We start from the raw sequence: 16199 nt of genomic DNA, 5'->3' as shown, positions 1-16199 counted from the left end.
TGCGTTATGAAAAGCATCAAGCAATTGCACCACGCCATGACCATTAATCGTACTTTAATCAAGTACGGTTTGGATGAGTTTTTGGCGCCGACGCCTATGGCGAAATTGCGCCCATTAGCCCGACTTTTTTCCTTCACTACCAAAAAAGCTAAAGATCAACCGCGCGGTAAGCGACTAGCATTAGCGCTCACCGAGTTAGGACCTATTTATATCAAGTTAGGCCAAATGCTCTCCACTCGCCGAGATTTGATGCCGCCAGACATTGCCGAAGAATTATCCAAACTACAAGATCAAGTAGCGCCTTTTGCTGGAGCAGTCGCCAAGAACAGCATCGAAACCCAACTTGAGGACTCGGTAGACTCTATATTTAGCAACTTTGATGAAAAACCTTTGGCCTCCGCCTCAGTAGCGCAAGTGCATAGCGCAGTGTTACACAATGGCGAAGCAGTGGTGGTCAAAGTATTACGACCAGGGATCCGTCAGAAAGTACAAAAAGATCTGGATATGATGCATTCACTGGCTCATTGGGCCGAGCAATATTCCAGCGAGGCACGCCGTTTTCGCATTAAAGAAGTGGTTGCCGATTACGATACCACTATAAAAAAAGAAATGGATTTGCGGATCGAAGCGGCCAATTGTTCCAACTTAAGAAACAACTTTGTCGACTCAGAGCTGCTGTACGTACCTGAGATTCATTGGGATTATTGCCGCGCTCAAGTAATGGTCATGGAGCGCATCAGCGGTATTCCGATTGGCGATATTCAAGCACTACAAACCGCGAAAGTGGATATGAAGGTTTTGGCTGATCGTGGTGTGGAAATTTTTTCACCCAAGTATTTCGTGACAGTTTTTTCCATGCCGATATGCACCCTGGTAATATTTTTGTGGATGCATCCGATCCTAAAGCTCCTAAGTATATCGCTATCGATTGCGGTATTATGGGCACGCTCGAAGCTTCGGATAAACGGTATTTAGCGGATAACTTTTTGGCCTTTTTTGATCGCAACTACCGACGCATTGCCGAGCTGCATGTGGAATCTGGTTGGATTGATAAAAGTGTTTCCATTCCAGAATTTGAATCGGCCATTCGCGCAGCTTGCGAACCAATTTTTGGTAAAAAAATTGCCGAGATTTCTTTCGGTCATTTTTTAATTCAGTTGTTTCAAACCGCTCGCCGCTTTAATATGCAAGTACAACCGCAATTGGTGTTGCTGCAAAAAACCTTGCTGTATATAGAAGGATTAGGGCGTCAACTCTACCCACAACTGGATCTGTGGCAGACGGCGCAACCTTATTTAAAACAATGGGTTAAAGAGCAGTATTCACCTATCAACTTTTTTAAACAGATGAAACATGAAGCCCCACAAATTTTGGACGATTTACCCAAAGTACCAGGCAAAGTCATTAAGGCTCTTGATCAGGTAAACCAATTAACAGAGTCTTTTGACGAGATAAAAAGTCAAATGGTGGAGCTAGAAGCCCACAAGCTGCGCCAACAATACGCACAAAAGCACGCCATTATTGGCGCCAGTCTCGCCATTACCGCTGGCTTGCTTTACAGCGCAATGCCGAATAACTGGTGGCCGGCAGTGATAGTCGGGCTGGGCGGCGCTTATTTTTTGATAAAAAGCCTGTGGCCGAGCAAAAGCTGATAACGTTAATCTAATCCATCAAAACTTAAACATCCATATAAGCAAGATCAAGATCGCCAAAGATAACCACAGTACAGGCGAGCGCAGTAAGGGGATCGGCTGACTGGCTTGCTGCTTGGCGTATTGGCGAATAGGCTTGTCGATATTCATCCCCGCTGGTAAAAAGTGCGCCCACAGCAACCCCACACATAAGGCAATGGCGGCAATCGGTTTATTAATATAAGGCAGATTCCATACTAAACTGATGATACCAAAAAATATCAACAATACTGCTGTCAAGCCTCTTAACCAATACATAGGTTTCCTTTCTTTATTTTAATGGCTTTTGCTCAGTTTTGGCCGAGTTCTTGATTTTGTCGCTAAATTCGATCCTGACTGGTTTATCTTATTCGGATCTCTGTATAATAAGAAATTATTTGGTAAAAATAACTGATGTGAAAACTGGCCTGCATGAGCGACTGTATTTTTTGCAAAATCATTGATGACGAAATCCCCAGTAGCAAGGTCTACGAGAATGAGCAGATTTTGGTGTTTAAAGACATAGCACCAAAAGCACCGGTTCACTTATTGATGATCCCGAAAAAACACATTCCCAGCCTAGCCGAAGTAACTGCCGACGATAGCGACCTACTAGGTTATATGCTGAGCAAAGTGCCCGAGATCGCCAAAACAGCTGGGCTGAAGGGTTTTAGAACCATCATTAACACCGGCAAAGAAGGCGGACAAATCGTTTTTCACATTCATATTCATATCTTAGGTGGCGGTGGTTCGCTGCCCTTTTAGTATTCAAGCAAAGATAGAGGTTTAGTATGGGTCTAAGTATCTGGCAACTGTTGATCGTATTGGTCATCATCGTTTTGATTTTCGGCACAAAAAAATTGCGCAATATTGGTGGCGATTTAGGTGGCGCCATGAAGAATTTTAAAGATGCGGTCAAAGATGAAGAAAAACCATCCGCTTCCGTAGAGCATAAAGATGCAGAATTTGACGGTCAGTCGCAATCAAAAACTGAAAACAAAACTGAAGCCGAGAACAAATAACGCGGAAGTAAAGCGCAATGCCTTTTGATACCGGTTTATTCGAATGGCTGATCATTTTTGTGATCGCCTTACTAGTGCTTGGACCTGAGCGCTTGCCAAAAGCAGCGCAAAGAGTTGGCCGTTGGTTTGGCAAAGCCAAATCCACCATGACCCAATTTAACCATCAAATAAATCGCGAGCTTGAAATCGATGAGTTGCGTAAAAAAGTCGAAGCACATGAGCAACTAATCAAACAGCAAGCTACGGGTACCGAGCTTGAAAAGCTCCGTGACGAAGCCGAAAAAACCCTGCGCCAAGCGAAAAATAGAGCTAAAGACTAATCCTTATGGCTAGCAATAACTCTCCCGACTCCAAGACAGAATCGAGCGAAAAAGATATGCCTTTGATGGCACATCTTGTAGAGCTGCGTGATCGCTTGTTGCGCTGTGTGACGGTAGTGGGACTGGTCTTCATTGTGCTGGCGATCTTTGCTAACCGCCTTTACGAATTGCTCTCGATCCCATTGACCAACAACTTACCCGCTGACTCGCAACAAGTAGCGATTGGGGTTATTTCGCCGTTTTTAGCGCCGCTAAAACTCGCTTTCGTTACTTCCGTTTTTATCGCCATTCCAGTAATTTTGCATCAGGCTTGGGCTTTCGTTTCACCAGGACTTTACGCTAAAGAGAAAAAATTCGCCTTTCCACTATTATTCTCCAGCGTTTTCTTGTTTTACGCTGGGATTGCTTTTGCTTACTTGGTTATTTTACCCATTTTATTCAAGTTCTTGCCGAGTATTGCTCCCGCTGGAGTGACCTATATGCCGGATATTTCCAGTTATTTAGACGTCTCGATAAAATTATTTTTTGCTTTTGGGTTAGCTTTCCAAGTGCCGATTGTGACTTTACTATTGATCTGGTCGGGCATTTCCAGCGTTGAAGCCCTAGCTGCGAAAAGACCCTATATTGTGGTTGGCGCTTTCGTGTTTGGGATGTTGCTGACACCACCGGATGTGATTTCTCAAACCTTGCTCGCTTTACCCATGTGGTTGCTGTTTGAGGTTGGTTTAATTTTTGGCAAGATGTTTCCCAAACAAGCAAACGCCGAGCAAGAGTTACCCAAAGCTGAGCATGAAAATAACTCCTAAAAAATTAAGAGTCGTCTTAAACCTCTGGTTTCCTTTTTTATTTTCAGGCATCAAGGTACTGGAAATTAAGTCTGACTGGAGCTATGCCAAGGTGCGTTTACGCCGGCGCTGGTATAATCAAAATGCGGTCGGTACTCACTTTGGTGGTTCTTTGTTTGCCATGACCGATCCTTTTTGTATGCTACTAACGCTTTATCGGATCAAAAAAACTCACATTGTCTGGGATAAAAAAGCGGAAATTAAGTTTATCAAAGCTACTAAAAAAGTGGTCTTTGCAGAATTTCACATCCCCGAAAGTATGCTCCAAGGCTGGTTAGAGCAACTGAAAACACAAGATAAAATTGAACCGCAACTAGAAGTGGACATTAAAGACGGCGATGGCATTTTAATTGCTAAGGTCTGGAAAACCCTTTACATCGCTAATAAAAACACCCAAAAATCCTAAACACCTAACTTTGCCGCAGCTATCTTCTACGGCTTATCGCTAGTCAGCCTGCCTTTTTAACCATCGAACGAATAATCAGTAACGAAACTCCAAACAGTAACAGCTGGAATCCAATCACAAAGCCAATATAAAGGGTTCCAAGCTCAAAGGCATTAAAGGTGACTAATATCGCCAAAACCAAGGTTACGATGCCGCTAAACATTATCCAGCCCCAACCAGCTAAAGGCCTTACGCGTAAGGCGAACAGCAGCTCCGAAGCCGCACGAAACCACAAGTAAATAATTAAAATAGTGAGGATGCTGGCAATGCTGAGCCTAGGATTTAGCACCAAAGCCAATCCAGCAAGGAAAGTCACCAGCCCAATCAAGAACACCCAAAGACTAAAGTTGGGTCTAAAAGCTCCAACTAAATCACTCGCGCCAATAATGATGAGTAAGCTACCTAGTACCAAGCCCAAGGATAGGGTCGTCAAGACCGGATGAAATAGCGTAATAACCCCACCCAATATCGCCAAAATACCCGCAACTAGCAGCCAAGTTTGTTTCGCTTGTAGCTTTTTTCCTACCAATGCTTCTACCTGATCCATCACTAAGCTCCCGCCAACATCTAAATTGGATATTATCTTCTACCTTATGCCAAATAAGTCACAATTTCTATTAGTCAGTTGTCGGAAACGTGGTAATAGTTCACAAACTAACCTATTATGAACGTTCATTCATTGTCATTTGATTGTATGAGTAAGCAGCAAATTATTATTGATACCGCTTTACGGCTGTTCGTTGAGAGAGGGATCCAATCCACCTCAATGTCGTTGCTGGCCAAAGAAGCGAACATTGCTGCTGGAAGTATCTATAACTACTTCGAAAGTAAAAAAGAACTGATTAATGAATTATTTATTTACGCTAAATCACTTGAACTTGATTACATCGCAAAGCATTATGATAAGAGTAAGCCGATCAAACAACGATTTCGTCACCTTTATGGCTGTTCGATTGACTATATGCTCGGCAATCAGTTGCCCTTTAAATTCTTCGAGAATTATCACTTTTCACCGATAATTACCGACGAATCGCATGAGCAACTCAAGGAACTCTTTACGGACTTGATCGAATTTTATGAGGATGCGAAGGAAATGGGAATGGTAAAACCGCTTGACCCTAAAATGCTACACCTGCAAGCCTACGGTGGTATTGCTCGCATGATCCACTGGATAATACGCCACAACCATCCCTTCCATCAGTCTGATACAGAGCAAATTCTTGATATTGCATGGGATGCCATCGCGATGCCATCTGAATCTGAAAGCTTTAAAGGATAAATCTATGAATAAAACATTTATTTCAATTATCGCCACGTTTGCGCTGGGCGTACTTCACACTGGGATTGTGCTTGCCGCTGAAGATGAACAGAGCCAAAAGTCCGCTCCGGTGCCGGTTCAGACTTACAAGGTGACCTCAAGTGCTGCAACTTTCTCGCAAGACTTGCCTGGCAGGGTCGTTGCCTATCGAACCTCTGAGGTGCGTGCCCGTGTTGATGGAATCATTGAAAAACGTATTTTCACTGAAGGGCAAGACGTGGTAGAAGGCGAGAAGCTGTTTCAAATTGATGATCGTACGCTAAAAGCCCTAGTTTCCGCGGCAAAAGCTGATGTTAGCAACGCCATTGCGGTGCGCAAACTGAGCCGACAAACCTTAGATCGTTACAAAACATTACTCGATCAAGGTGCTGTTAGTCGTCAAGAATACGATACCTATGCTGCTCAAAACGAGCAATCAGCAGCCGCGGTTCAACAAGCCAGAGCGCGCTTGAGAACGGCAGAAATTGATTTAGATTATGCCACGGTCACTGCGCCAATTTCCGGTCGCATAGGTCGTGCCTTGGTCACCGAAGGTGCTTTGGTTCGAGGCGCAGCTTCGACCCATTTAGCCACCATCGAGCAGATTGATAAAGTCTACATCGACTTTACTCGCTCCAATGCTGACATTAATAAGTTACGCCAAATCATGTCGAGCAACAAAGAGGTTAAAGGCGCTTCCAGCGATGTGGTTAAAGTCTTTTATGATGATGGAACCCCTTTTGGAAAAGATGGCCGCTTAGAATTTGCCAGTATTCGGGTAGATGCCGAAACTGGTTCGGTGTTGCTAAGAGCCATAGTGGAGAATCCCGCAAAAGAATTGCTGCCGGGTATGTATGTACGAGTGAAGTTACCAGTTGCTGAATCTGAGAATTTATTGCAAGTACCACAAAGAGCCGTTCAAGTAACCGCCCAAGGTGCTGCAGTAAAAATCATTAAAAATGGCAAACTGGAATTACTGCCTGTCGAGCTTGGTCCTATGCTTGAGCAAAACTGGATCATCAAAAGCGGCATCAGCGAAGGACAAGAAGTTATTGTTAGTGATACGCAAATGCTGCGCCCAGGAACCGCTGTAAAGGCCGACAACTCACAGAAATAAAGACAGAGGGAACTTCTCATGGCACAGTTTTTTATTAATCGTCCGATTTTTGCTTGGGTTATCGCCGCCCTCATCATGTTGGCAGGTTTTTTATCGTTACAAACCCTGCCCGTGTCGGCTTACCCAAACATTGCTCCACCGCAAGTAACCGTTAGTGCTTTCTATCCTGGTGCATCAGCACAGGTTTTAGAAGATACCGTGACCTCGCTGATTGAAGATGAGATGAACGGTATTGATGGTTTAAAGTACGTTAAATCTGAAAGCTTACGTACTGGTAATGCCACCATTTCTTTAATTTTCGAAACGGGTACTGATATCGACATTGCCGCGGTTGATGTACAAAACCGTATCAAACGAGTGGAAGCTCGACTGCCCGACTCGGTTAGAACTCAAGGGGTGGAAATTGACAAAACCCGCCCTGACTTCCTGATGGTTGTCGCTTTGTATTCTCCTAATGGTACTCACGATCGTACTGACTTGGGCGACTTCATGGATCGAGCCATTGTTAACGACATTCGTCGTGTTAAAGGGGTGGGTACGGTTCAGGTCTTTGGCTCAAAGTATGCCATGCGGATGTGGCTTGATCAGAAAAAAATGACCTCCTACGGCATCACTCCTGATGAAGTTTTAGTCGCCATTCAACAACAAAATGCTCAGTTAGCTACTGGTGAGCTCGGTTCGCTACCGTCCAAAGGAGAACAACAAATTAACGCAACCGTATTAGTACCTTCTCGGTTGTCCGAAGTTGATGAATTTGCCAACATTATTTTGCGCTCAAGCACCGAAGGCGCTTTAGTGCGGATGAAAGACATTGCCTACGTTGAGCGTGGTGCCAGCACTTACGCCACCAGCGGATTTTTGAATGGGCAAGAAGCTGCAGCTTATGCGGTTAAGCTTACCAACGATGGTAATGCGCTTGAAACTGCTGAGCTGATTAAAGAAAAAATGACCGAACTTGAGTCGATTTTCCCTGACGATGTGGAGTGGGTTATGCCTTACGATACTTCAATTTTCGTTGAAGTATCGATTGAAGAAGTGTTCCACACGTTGCTCGAAGCTATCGTGCTGGTGACTATCGTTATGTTCGTGTTCCTGCAAAGCTGGCGCGCCACCATTGTTCCGGTCATCGTAGTACCTATTTCCTTGATCGGTACCTGTATAGGACTCGCTTTATTCGGTTTCTCTATTAATCAGTTAACCATGTTCGCGATGGTACTGGTGATTGGTATCGTGGTTGATGATGCGATTCTAGTTATCGAAAATACCGAGCGGATCATGGAAGAAGAAGGCCTTGGCGCTTATGAAGCTACGAAAAAAGCCATGCACCAAATCTCCGGCGCGGTCATCGGGGTTACTCTGGCGCTGATTTCGGTATTTATTCCAATGGCGTTTTTCAGCGGAACGGTCGGTAAAATTTACCAACAGTTTTCATTGACCATTGTAGTCTCGGTTTCTTTCTCCGCATTTTTAGCACTATCGCTAACCCCGGCTATCGCGCAAGGTTTATTGAAAGCCAAGAAAGAAGGACACGATGATTCAAATCCTTTCTTTAGATGGTTTAACAATAGCTTCAGTAAAATGACCGGCAGCTACATGGGAGTTGCCAAGCGCTGCTTTAGCAAAAAAGGGATTACCGTTGTGATGCTCGCCTTTGTAGGTATTTGTGCCTTAGTCGGACTCCGTTTTTCCCAAATGCCAACAGGTTTCTTACCCTCAGAAGATCAGGGCTTTGCGCTAACCTCTGTGTTAATGCCATCTGGCGCAACTGAAGCTCGTACCAAAGAAGTTACCGATAAAATCGATAAGTGGGTCAGAGAGCAACCAGAAGTAGAGCGGATCATTACGGTTATCGGCTTTAGCTTCTTCGGTCAGGGACAAAATACCGCCATTTCATTCGTGAACTTCAAACCGTGGGATGAGCGTGCAGACATGCGTGACGCCGACGAGTTTGTCGCGGATGCGGCTAAAGAGTTCCAAAAATACCAAGAAGGTGCAGCTTTTGCCTTCAACCTGCCGCCAATCCCGGGTCTAGGTAACAGTAACGGTTTTGATTTCCACCTAAAAGATACGTCTTTCCAAGGTCTACAAACGCTGTACAGCGGTTCAGCGAAAATCATTGGTTTAGCTACCGAGTCAGGGAAGTTCGCGACTATTCGTCCCGATACCATGCCCCCTGCTCCGGTTCTGACGGTTTCAGTTGATCGGGTTAAAGCTCGCTCTTTAGGCGTGGATATCGGCAACTTGAACACCACCTTGCAAGTGGCTTTGGGCTCAGTCTATGTTAACGACTATGTTGAAAGCGGCAAAGTGCATGAAGTTTGGGTGCAGGCGAATGAAGAAACTCGCTCCACACCTTATGAGATCTTGCGCATGCAGGTTCGTAATAACCTTGGTGAAACGGTTGAATTGGCTGAAATTGCTACTGCCGAATGGTCGGAAGGCCCTTCCAAGCTAACCCGATACAACGGTATTTCGTCAATCCCGCTAACGGGTGAAGGTGTGCCTGGAACCAGCTCCGGTGAAATCATGAACTTGATGGAAGAATACACCGAGCAATTGCCTAAAGGCATGAGCTATGAATGGTCAGGACAATCGTTAGAGGAAAAAATTGCAGGTAACCAAACGGCCATGCTGTTTAGCCTCTCGATCTTGGTAGTGTTCTTAGTTTTGGCGGCCTTATACGAAAGTTGGTCTTTACCAGTTTCGGTAATGTTGGTAGTGCCACTAGGGGTCTTAGGCTGTATTTTAGCCATGGATCTGCGCGGCTTACCAAACGATATCTACTTTAAAGTGGGCTTGATTACGATTATTGGCTTGGCGGCTAAAAATGCCATCATGATTGTCGAGTTTGCTCGCGATCAAGAGCTCGAGGGTAAGAAACCTTTAGAAGCAACCATCGAAGCCTGTCGTCTACGTTTCCGTCCAATTTTAATGACCTCGTTAGCCTTTACCATGGGCGTGGTACCTTTGATGATATCCAGCGGTGCCGGCTCGGCTAGTCGAAACGCAATCGGCACGGGCGTGTTCGGTGGCATGATTACCGCAACCTGCTTAGCCATATTCTTCGTACCAGTATTCTACTTACTGATGCGAAAAATATTCCCCAGCAAGCTTAAAAACTTAGAATCAGAATCTTAGTAGGGAGACGACAATATGAAGAGTAAATATACTAGTTTTAAGCTTACGGCAGTCTGCTCCGCTTTGTTCTTATCAGGCTGTATCAGTCTTGCCCCTGATTATGAACGGTCAGCTTTACCAGTGGCCGAATCGCTGGCCGATAATGGTCAGCCTGCTTCAGCTGATGCGGTTGAACTCAAAGCATGGGATCAATTTTTTACCGATCAAAATGCTCAGCGCTTAATTAATATTGCCTTGGAAAATAACCGTAACTTAAGAGTCGCCGCGGCCAACGTTGCCATTGCGCGCGCACGCTACCAAATTAGTTATGACGACTTTTTCCCAGCCATTGGCGCTCAAGTAAGCCAATCCTCTCAGCAAAACTCTATCAATGTTGAAGGTAACGAAAATATTAGCCGTTTATCTTCCGCCAACATTGGTTTTACTGCTTATGAGCTCGATTTTTTTGGCAAAATTCGTTCGTTAAAAGACGCAGCTTTAGCCGATTACTTCTCGACTGAAGAAGCTAAGAGATCGACCCAGCTGAGCTTAATTTCTGAAACCGCCAATGCTTACTATGATTGGCTATTTGCGTTAAAAAGCTATGAGTTGGCCGAGCAAACCTTAATCAGTCGTGACAAAAGCCTCGACTTGATCGAGCGCCGTAAAACGGTAGGGATTGCGAGTAATTTAGATTTAGCGCAAGCACAAGCATCTCGAGCCTCGGTAGCGGCTCAAAAAGCCCAACTTAAGCAGGTATTAACCTCAAGAAAAGCCAACCTTGAACTGTTGATAGGGGCGCCGATGGGTAGTTTAAATTTGAATCCTAAGCTTACCAATGACTTTCAGCTCCAACTAGATATTCCAGACGAATTGGACTCACGAGTACTGCTGAATCGTCCTGATGTACTCTCCGCTGAACAGTCCTTGATTGCTGCTAACGCCAACATTGGCGCTGCCCGAGCGGCTTATTTCCCATCCATCCGGCTTGGTGGCAGTATCGGTTTCTCAAGTTTGGAATTTGACGATTTATTTGATGGTGATTCGGATACTTGGAGCTTTGTGCCTTCCATCAATATTCCGATTTTCAACAATGATCTAGACTCCAATCTGGAAATTGCGAAAGCACAAAAAGAAGCCTTGTTGGCCATTTACGAACAAACCATCCAACTTGCCTTTGCCGAAACTTATCAGCAAATGGAAAATGGCAAAACTTTAGTTGAAGAGATTTCTGCCAATAAAGATCTGGTTAAAGCACAGAGTCTGCGCTTAGATCTTGCCGATCAAAAATACAACGCAGGCTTAGCCAGTTATATCGAAGTACTCAACTCACAACAAGAATTGTTTGCCGCACAACAAGCGCTACTCGAATCCGAACGTAAGCGACTCGCCGCAACCATAGGTCTCTACCGAGCACTCGGTGGTGGCGATGAGCGGCCGATTATCTTAAGCGCACAAGCGGTGCAACAAGTTGAAGATCAACTGGAAGGAAAAGAGCAAGACGATAATTAAATCCTTAAAATAGCTATAAAAAACCAGCTTTAGAGCTGGTTTTTTTTTCATAAGAAGCATCAAAAAATAGTAGTTATACCTATTTATCCCCGAGCATAATACCAATCCACTGGGTTTCATCATTAGCATCTAAAATAATTTTTACAATGATGGTTAAGGGTACTGAAAGCAGCATCCCCACAGGCCCTAATACCCAACCCCAGAATAATAAAGACAAAAATACTACTAACGTTGATAGCCCCAAGCCTTTACCCATAAACTTTGGCTCGACAATGTTGCCGATGATAAAGTTCACCAGCAAATAGCCTACCGCTACTAAAATCGGGGTAGTGATGGAGTCTGAAGTCAACCAAGCCAGAATCACCGCCGGTACCGCTGCAATGATAGAACCGATATTGGGAATAAAGTTAAACATAAAGGCTACTAGCCCCCATAAAAAAGGATATTCCACATCAAAGAACCAGAGCCAAGAAGAAATAAAGGCGCCGGTCATTAAGCTGACAATAGACTTGATGGTGGCATAACGCTTAATCTTCTCCACTACCTGACTGGTACCACTTTGTGCTTTGCTGTCGCCCAGCTCGCTGCCGGGAAAAGCTCTACGCAACTTGTCAGAAAAAACACTAGCTTCCATCAGTAGAAAAATTGATGTGAAGACAATCAAAAACGTATTGCTTAATAAACTACCCAAACCATTCAACACCGAAGTAGAGATATTCATAATCATACCCGGCGAAAAGTTTTCTGAAATACCACTTTCAGGAATTGGCAGCCCTAACTTTTTCAGCCCTTCGATAACACCCGTTAATTTATTAACTAACGCCTGCTGATATTGCGGCAACTTGTTGGAAAACTCTTGTACCGAATTGCCTACTAACTTACCGACCAAGAAGAAAAAGAAACCCGCAATTAATACCACCAAAATTATCGCCAACCAATCCGGGATTTCTTTTTTGGTGAAAGGGATTTTGCTGCTAGCAAAAAAGAAATACAAAGGTCCTAGAATAATAGAAACAAAAATTGACAAGATCACCGGCACAATAAAACTGCTCGCTGCCTTCATACCTGCGATGATAATAAAAGTTGCTGCTATTGCTAACAACACGTTGGTTGATCGACTGACTTGCACTGGCTGCCCCATTGACCCTTGTTTTTATGTCATTAAGTTTATACCATCTAGGAAGTATTTTTCTAATAAAAACACTCATTTATGGCAATTCTTTTATGACAAAACCAGTCTTTTTTATAGACATTGGAGTCAACCTGACCAATTCCAGATTCGACAAAGATCGCGATCAGCTGATTCAAGCTGCTATCCAAGCAGGCGTTCACTACCAAGTCGTCACTGGAACTAACGCTCAAGAAAGTCAGGCAGCATTTACCTTAACTCAACAATACCCGCAACTTTTTGCGACAGCAGGTTGCCATCCACATGACGCAGCGCGAATGAACTCAGTAGATTTAGAGCGAATAAAAACCTTATTGCAACAAGAAAAAGTCGTTGCTGTAGGTGAGTGTGGGTTAGATTTTAATAGAGATTTTTCACCACGCGATATTCAACAACACGTTTTTCGGCAGCAAATCGAATTAGCCTGTGAGCTGAAGAAGCCCTTATTTTTACATGAACGTGACGCCACCGATACTATGCTAGCAATCCTTGATGACTATCAACAACAACTTCCTAACGCGGTCATTCATTGCTTTACCGGCTCCGAGCAAGCTTTAGATGCATATTTAGAACGTGGCCTTTGGATTGGCATCACCGGTTGGATTTGCGATGAACGCCGCGGGCAAGAGCTTGCACAAATAGTATCCCGTATTCCTGATGATCGTTTGCTGATTGAAACCGATGCACCCTATTTAATTCCGCGCGATCTTAAACCGAAACCTAAATCCAACCGTAATTTGCCACAATATTTGCCACACATTGCTAAGCGTATCGCTGAGCTACGACAGCAATCTTGGAAACAAATTGCGACTATGTCCTCCCAAAATGCTTGCAACCTTTTTAATTTAAAACTGACTCCAGAAGCTCAACCGTAGGATAAGAATCATGGCCACTCAATTTCAGCTCTTCAAACAAAAATTCTTTTCTTCTTATTTTATTACTCAAGCATTGGGCGCATTCAATGACAGCACCTTTAAGCAAGCATTGATCACCTTGATCACCTATTATTCTGCGGGGAAAATCGCGCTAGAGCCACAAATTATGACCAACGTTGCTGCGGGACTCTTTATCGTTCCTTTCTTCTTATTCTCAGCTACTGCAGGTCAATTCGCCGAAAAATATGAAAAATCTTGGTTGATCCGAAAAATTAAATTGCTTGAGATCTGCATAATGTTGTTAGCCATCGCTGGTATTTACTTTGATAATATTTATTTCTTACTGCTGGTGTTGTTTTTGTTAGGACTGCAGTCCACCTTTTTTGGCCCCATCAAATACTCCATTTTGCCACAACACCTAAAAGAAGAAGAGCTAGTCGGTGGCAACGGTATGGTAGAAATGGGCACCTTTATCGCCATCCTAGTTGGCACCATTATTGGAGGCGCCCTAATCGGCTACAATGAAACTGGAAAAATCATCTTATCCGCATTGATCATCTCAGTTGCCATCTTCGGCTACTTATCCAGTCGTCGGATCCCAGCAACACCTGCAGTCGAACCCGATTTAAAAATCAATTGGAATCCCGTCACCCAAACTTGGAAAACTCTAAAATTCACCAAAAAAAATCGGGTAGTTTTCTTATCCATTTTGGGTATTTCGTGGTTTTGGTTCTACGGCACTGTTTTTCTCACTCAGATCAATACTTTCGCCAAAGTCAGTCTTAATGGAAATGCTTTTACTGCGATACTACTTTTAACGGCCTTCTCCGTTGGTATTGGCGTTGGTTCAGCTTTGTGTGAAAAACTGTCTGGAAAGAGAGTGGAGTTAGGCTTAGTACCTTTTGGTGCCATTGGTATGACTTGGTTTGCTCTTGATCTTTACTTTGCCAATCCGCAAGTGGGCTTCGAAGGCACACTAAGTCCTTGGCAGTTTTTAGCCACCGACGGTGCTATTCGCACCCTACTCGACTGTACATTAGTTGGTGTTTTTGCAGGTTTTTATATAGTGCCGCTTTATGCCTTAGTTCAAGAGCGCTGTGAACGAAGTTATCTTTCGCGCGTTATCGCTGGCAATAACATCATCAACTCCTTATTTATGGTTATTGCAGCGATCATGTCAGCGACATTATTAATGCTGGGCATCACGGTTCCTGAATTATTGTTTATTACCGGTATTTTAAATGCCATCGTTGCTATTTATATTTTCTCATTGGTGCCAGAGTTTTTAATGCGTTTTTTGGTTTGGATTTTGATCAGCACTATTTATAAAGTTAAAGCTAAAGGACTGGAAAATATTCCTGAAGAAGGGCCTGCGGTACTGGTGTGTAATCACGTCAGCTATGTGGACTCGCTGATTATCGGTGGCTACATTAGACGGCCCGTTCGGTTTGTGATGTACTATAAAATCTTCCAAATCCCCGTATTAAGCTTTATTTTTAAAACCGCTAAGGCCATTCCGATTGCTGGCAAGACGGAAAACCAAACATTGCTGAATAAATCCATGTACGAAATTGCTGAAGCGCTAGATGCTGGTGAGTTGGTTTGTATTTTCCCAGAGGGTAAATTAACCAGCGACGGCGAAATGAATGAATTTAAATCCGGAATCGAAAAGATTATGGAGGCCTCGCCGGTGCCAGTAGTGCCAATGGCTCTACAAGGCTTGTGGCATAGTTTATTCAGCCGCAAAAAGGTCAATAAGTTTACTGACCGACTAAAACGCTTACGCACTTCGGTGGGGCTTGTTGTTGCAAAACCGATCCCACCTGAAGCGGTAAGCAAAGAAAAATTACATCAATTAGTTAGCGAATTAAGGGACGATCAAGCTTAGATCTGAACTTTATTTTCAGATCTATTTTACACCTTTATATTAAAAGTCACGGGGCCGTCATTTAGCAACTCCACTTGCATATCGGCACCGAACTTGCCGCACTCAACCTCAGGGTAGCTTTGCTTGGCTTGCTTGACCAGATACTCAAATAATTCTTGCCCTTGGCTTGGGGGTGCGGCGCTAGAAAAGCTGGGTCTTAGTCCTGAGTTAGTATCGGCAGCTAGTGTAAATTGGGGTACTAACAGAAGTCCCCCTTTTACATCCGTAAGGGATAAATTCATTTTATCCTCAGCGTCACAAAAAACTCGGTACTTTAATAACTTTTGCAGTAATTTATCAGCAGTTGCCTGAGTATCGTCTTTCTCGACGCCGATGAGCACCATCAATCCTTGTGCTATCTTACCAATTTGTTGTTTGTTAACGGTTACTGAAGCGTGCTTAACTCGCTGCAACAGACCGATCACTGATCGCCGTCCTCGTCTTTCTTGTCTTCAGTGCCGTCAATTACATCGTCTTCGTCCACTTGCTTAACAATCACCTCGCCATCAACCTCAGGCAACTCATCAAGGCCTTTCTGGGCTTTAACCTTAGCATAGGCCACTTGCACGCACTTAGAGCGCAACTCCACATCTTCGTAGTTGCCATCAAGGCAAACCCGCATTTCATGTTCAAGCGCTTGTTTAACACTAGGATCTAAAAACTGGGAGCGTGGGACATCGCCGCCAGTAAGGCCGCGCACGGTTTTAGCTGCCGATTGCACTGAAGAGCTCGAACAGCCACTAATAATAATAATTCCAATAAGCAATAATCCTAAGCGCATAGTTTGTCCCATAGATAAGTTCCCCAAATTTATTGTGATGTGCATCAGACCAGTATAGCAAGAAAAAATTGCAGTAAAAGCATACTATTGTGCAATTAATCTC

16 protein-coding genes and 1 pseudogene are annotated in these 16199 nt (G+C 44.0%); 12 read left to right on the top strand and 5 right to left on the bottom strand.

The genetic code is table 11. The annotated features are described in order from the left end of the window. Nucleotides 1-6: 6 nt before the first annotated feature. A pseudogene (gene ubiB, locus NFS34_RS11635) lies at nt 7-1652 on the top strand (ubiquinone biosynthesis regulatory protein kinase UbiB). An 18-nt stretch (nt 1653-1670) separates the two neighbouring features. Here the strand turns inward: ubiB and NFS34_RS05515 are convergent. Then, complete coding sequence (locus NFS34_RS05515; RefSeq protein ID WP_251358949.1) at nt 1671-1949, bottom strand: hypothetical protein; 279 nt, start codon at nt 1947-1949, stop codon at nt 1671-1673. A gap of 153 nt (nt 1950-2102) precedes the next feature. On the opposite strand from NFS34_RS05515, the gene NFS34_RS05510 reads away from it, so the two are divergent. From NFS34_RS05510 to NFS34_RS05490, 5 genes are read left to right on the top strand one after another with little or no spacing between them, the layout of a single operon-like run. After that, entirely contained in the window at nt 2103-2435 is a 333-nt protein-coding gene (locus NFS34_RS05510; RefSeq protein WP_251358948.1) for a histidine triad nucleotide-binding protein, read from the top strand. Between the two features lie 26 nt (nt 2436-2461). Continuing rightward, complete coding sequence (tatA, locus tag NFS34_RS05505) at nt 2462-2692, top strand: Sec-independent protein translocase subunit TatA (RefSeq protein WP_251358947.1); 231 nt, start codon at nt 2462-2464, stop codon at nt 2690-2692. Between the two features lie 17 nt (nt 2693-2709). Beyond that, nucleotides 2710-3012 carry a Sec-independent protein translocase protein TatB gene (gene tatB, locus NFS34_RS05500; protein ID WP_251358946.1) on the top strand — a complete coding sequence of 101 codons (303 nt, stop codon included), beginning with the start codon at nt 2710-2712 and terminating at the stop codon, nt 3010-3012. Between the two features lie 5 nt (nt 3013-3017). Further along, entirely contained in the window at nt 3018-3818 is an 801-nt protein-coding gene (gene tatC / locus NFS34_RS05495; protein ID WP_251358945.1) for a twin-arginine translocase subunit TatC, read from the top strand. Then, the gene (locus NFS34_RS05490; protein ID WP_251358944.1) at nt 3802-4263 is read left to right on the top strand and encodes a DUF4442 domain-containing protein; all 462 of its coding nucleotides are present in this window, start codon (nt 3802-3804) and stop codon (nt 4261-4263) included. Before tatC ends, NFS34_RS05490 begins: the two co-directional genes overlap by 17 nt. Nucleotides 4264-4306: 43 nt before the next feature. Here the strand turns inward: NFS34_RS05490 and NFS34_RS05485 are convergent, their stop codons facing one another. After that, nucleotides 4307-4849 (bottom strand): HdeD family acid-resistance protein, encoded by a 543-nt coding sequence (locus NFS34_RS05485; protein ID WP_251358943.1) that lies wholly within the window; start codon nt 4847-4849, stop codon nt 4307-4309. 147 nt (nt 4850-4996) lie between these two features. On the opposite strand from NFS34_RS05485, the gene NFS34_RS05480 reads away from it, so the two are divergent. Genes NFS34_RS05480 through NFS34_RS05465 form a run of 4 tightly spaced genes read left to right on the top strand, consistent with a single transcriptional unit; the run spans nt 4997 to nt 11345 of the window. Then, the gene (locus NFS34_RS05480) at nt 4997-5581 is read left to right on the top strand and encodes a TetR/AcrR family transcriptional regulator (protein WP_251358942.1); all 585 of its coding nucleotides are present in this window, start codon (nt 4997-4999) and stop codon (nt 5579-5581) included. A gap of 4 nt (nt 5582-5585) precedes the next feature. Beyond that, a complete protein-coding gene (locus NFS34_RS05475) occupies nt 5586-6716 on the top strand; it encodes an efflux RND transporter periplasmic adaptor subunit (RefSeq protein ID WP_251358941.1) in 1131 nt (376 codons plus the stop codon). Nucleotides 6717-6734: 18 nt separating this feature from the next. Further along, nucleotides 6735-9854 (top strand): multidrug efflux RND transporter permease subunit, encoded by a 3120-nt coding sequence (locus NFS34_RS05470; protein ID WP_251358940.1) that lies wholly within the window; start codon nt 6735-6737, stop codon nt 9852-9854. A gap of 15 nt (nt 9855-9869) precedes the next feature. After that, entirely contained in the window at nt 9870-11345 is a 1476-nt protein-coding gene (locus NFS34_RS05465; protein WP_251358939.1) for an efflux transporter outer membrane subunit, read from the top strand. Nucleotides 11346-11424: 79 nt separating this feature from the next. Here the strand turns inward: NFS34_RS05465 and NFS34_RS05460 are convergent, their stop codons facing one another. Next, nucleotides 11425-12486, bottom strand: coding sequence for an AI-2E family transporter (locus tag NFS34_RS05460; protein ID WP_251358938.1), 1062 nt, complete (start codon nt 12484-12486; stop codon nt 11425-11427). Between the two features lie 83 nt (nt 12487-12569). Between NFS34_RS05460 and NFS34_RS05455 the strand changes: the two genes are divergently transcribed. Beyond that, nucleotides 12570-13388: a TatD family hydrolase gene (locus NFS34_RS05455; protein ID WP_251358937.1), complete on the top strand. Its 819-nt coding sequence runs from the start codon at nt 12570-12572 to the stop codon at nt 13386-13388. A 10-nt stretch (nt 13389-13398) separates the two neighbouring features. Next, complete coding sequence (locus NFS34_RS05450) at nt 13399-15276, top strand: MFS transporter (RefSeq protein WP_251358936.1); 1878 nt, start codon at nt 13399-13401, stop codon at nt 15274-15276. A gap of 26 nt (nt 15277-15302) precedes the next feature. Here NFS34_RS05450 and dtd read toward each other — a convergent pair whose 3' ends face one another. Together dtd and NFS34_RS05440 are read right to left on the bottom strand one after the other, a co-directional pair. Further along, entirely contained in the window at nt 15303-15740 is a 438-nt protein-coding gene (gene dtd, locus NFS34_RS05445) for a D-aminoacyl-tRNA deacylase (protein WP_251358935.1), read from the bottom strand. Beyond that, nucleotides 15737-16108 (bottom strand): hypothetical protein, encoded by a 372-nt coding sequence (locus NFS34_RS05440; RefSeq protein ID WP_251358934.1) that lies wholly within the window; start codon nt 16106-16108, stop codon nt 15737-15739. The genes dtd and NFS34_RS05440 overlap by 4 nt, the downstream gene beginning before the upstream one ends. Nucleotides 16109-16199: the final 91 nt, after the last annotated feature.

This window comes from Kangiella sp. TOML190, assembly GCF_023706045.1.
In the GTDB taxonomy this organism is placed as follows: Bacteria; Pseudomonadota; Gammaproteobacteria; order Enterobacterales; family Kangiellaceae; genus Kangiella.
Note: the sequence above shows the minus strand (reverse complement) of the source record. Positions and strands in the feature narration are given on the sequence as shown.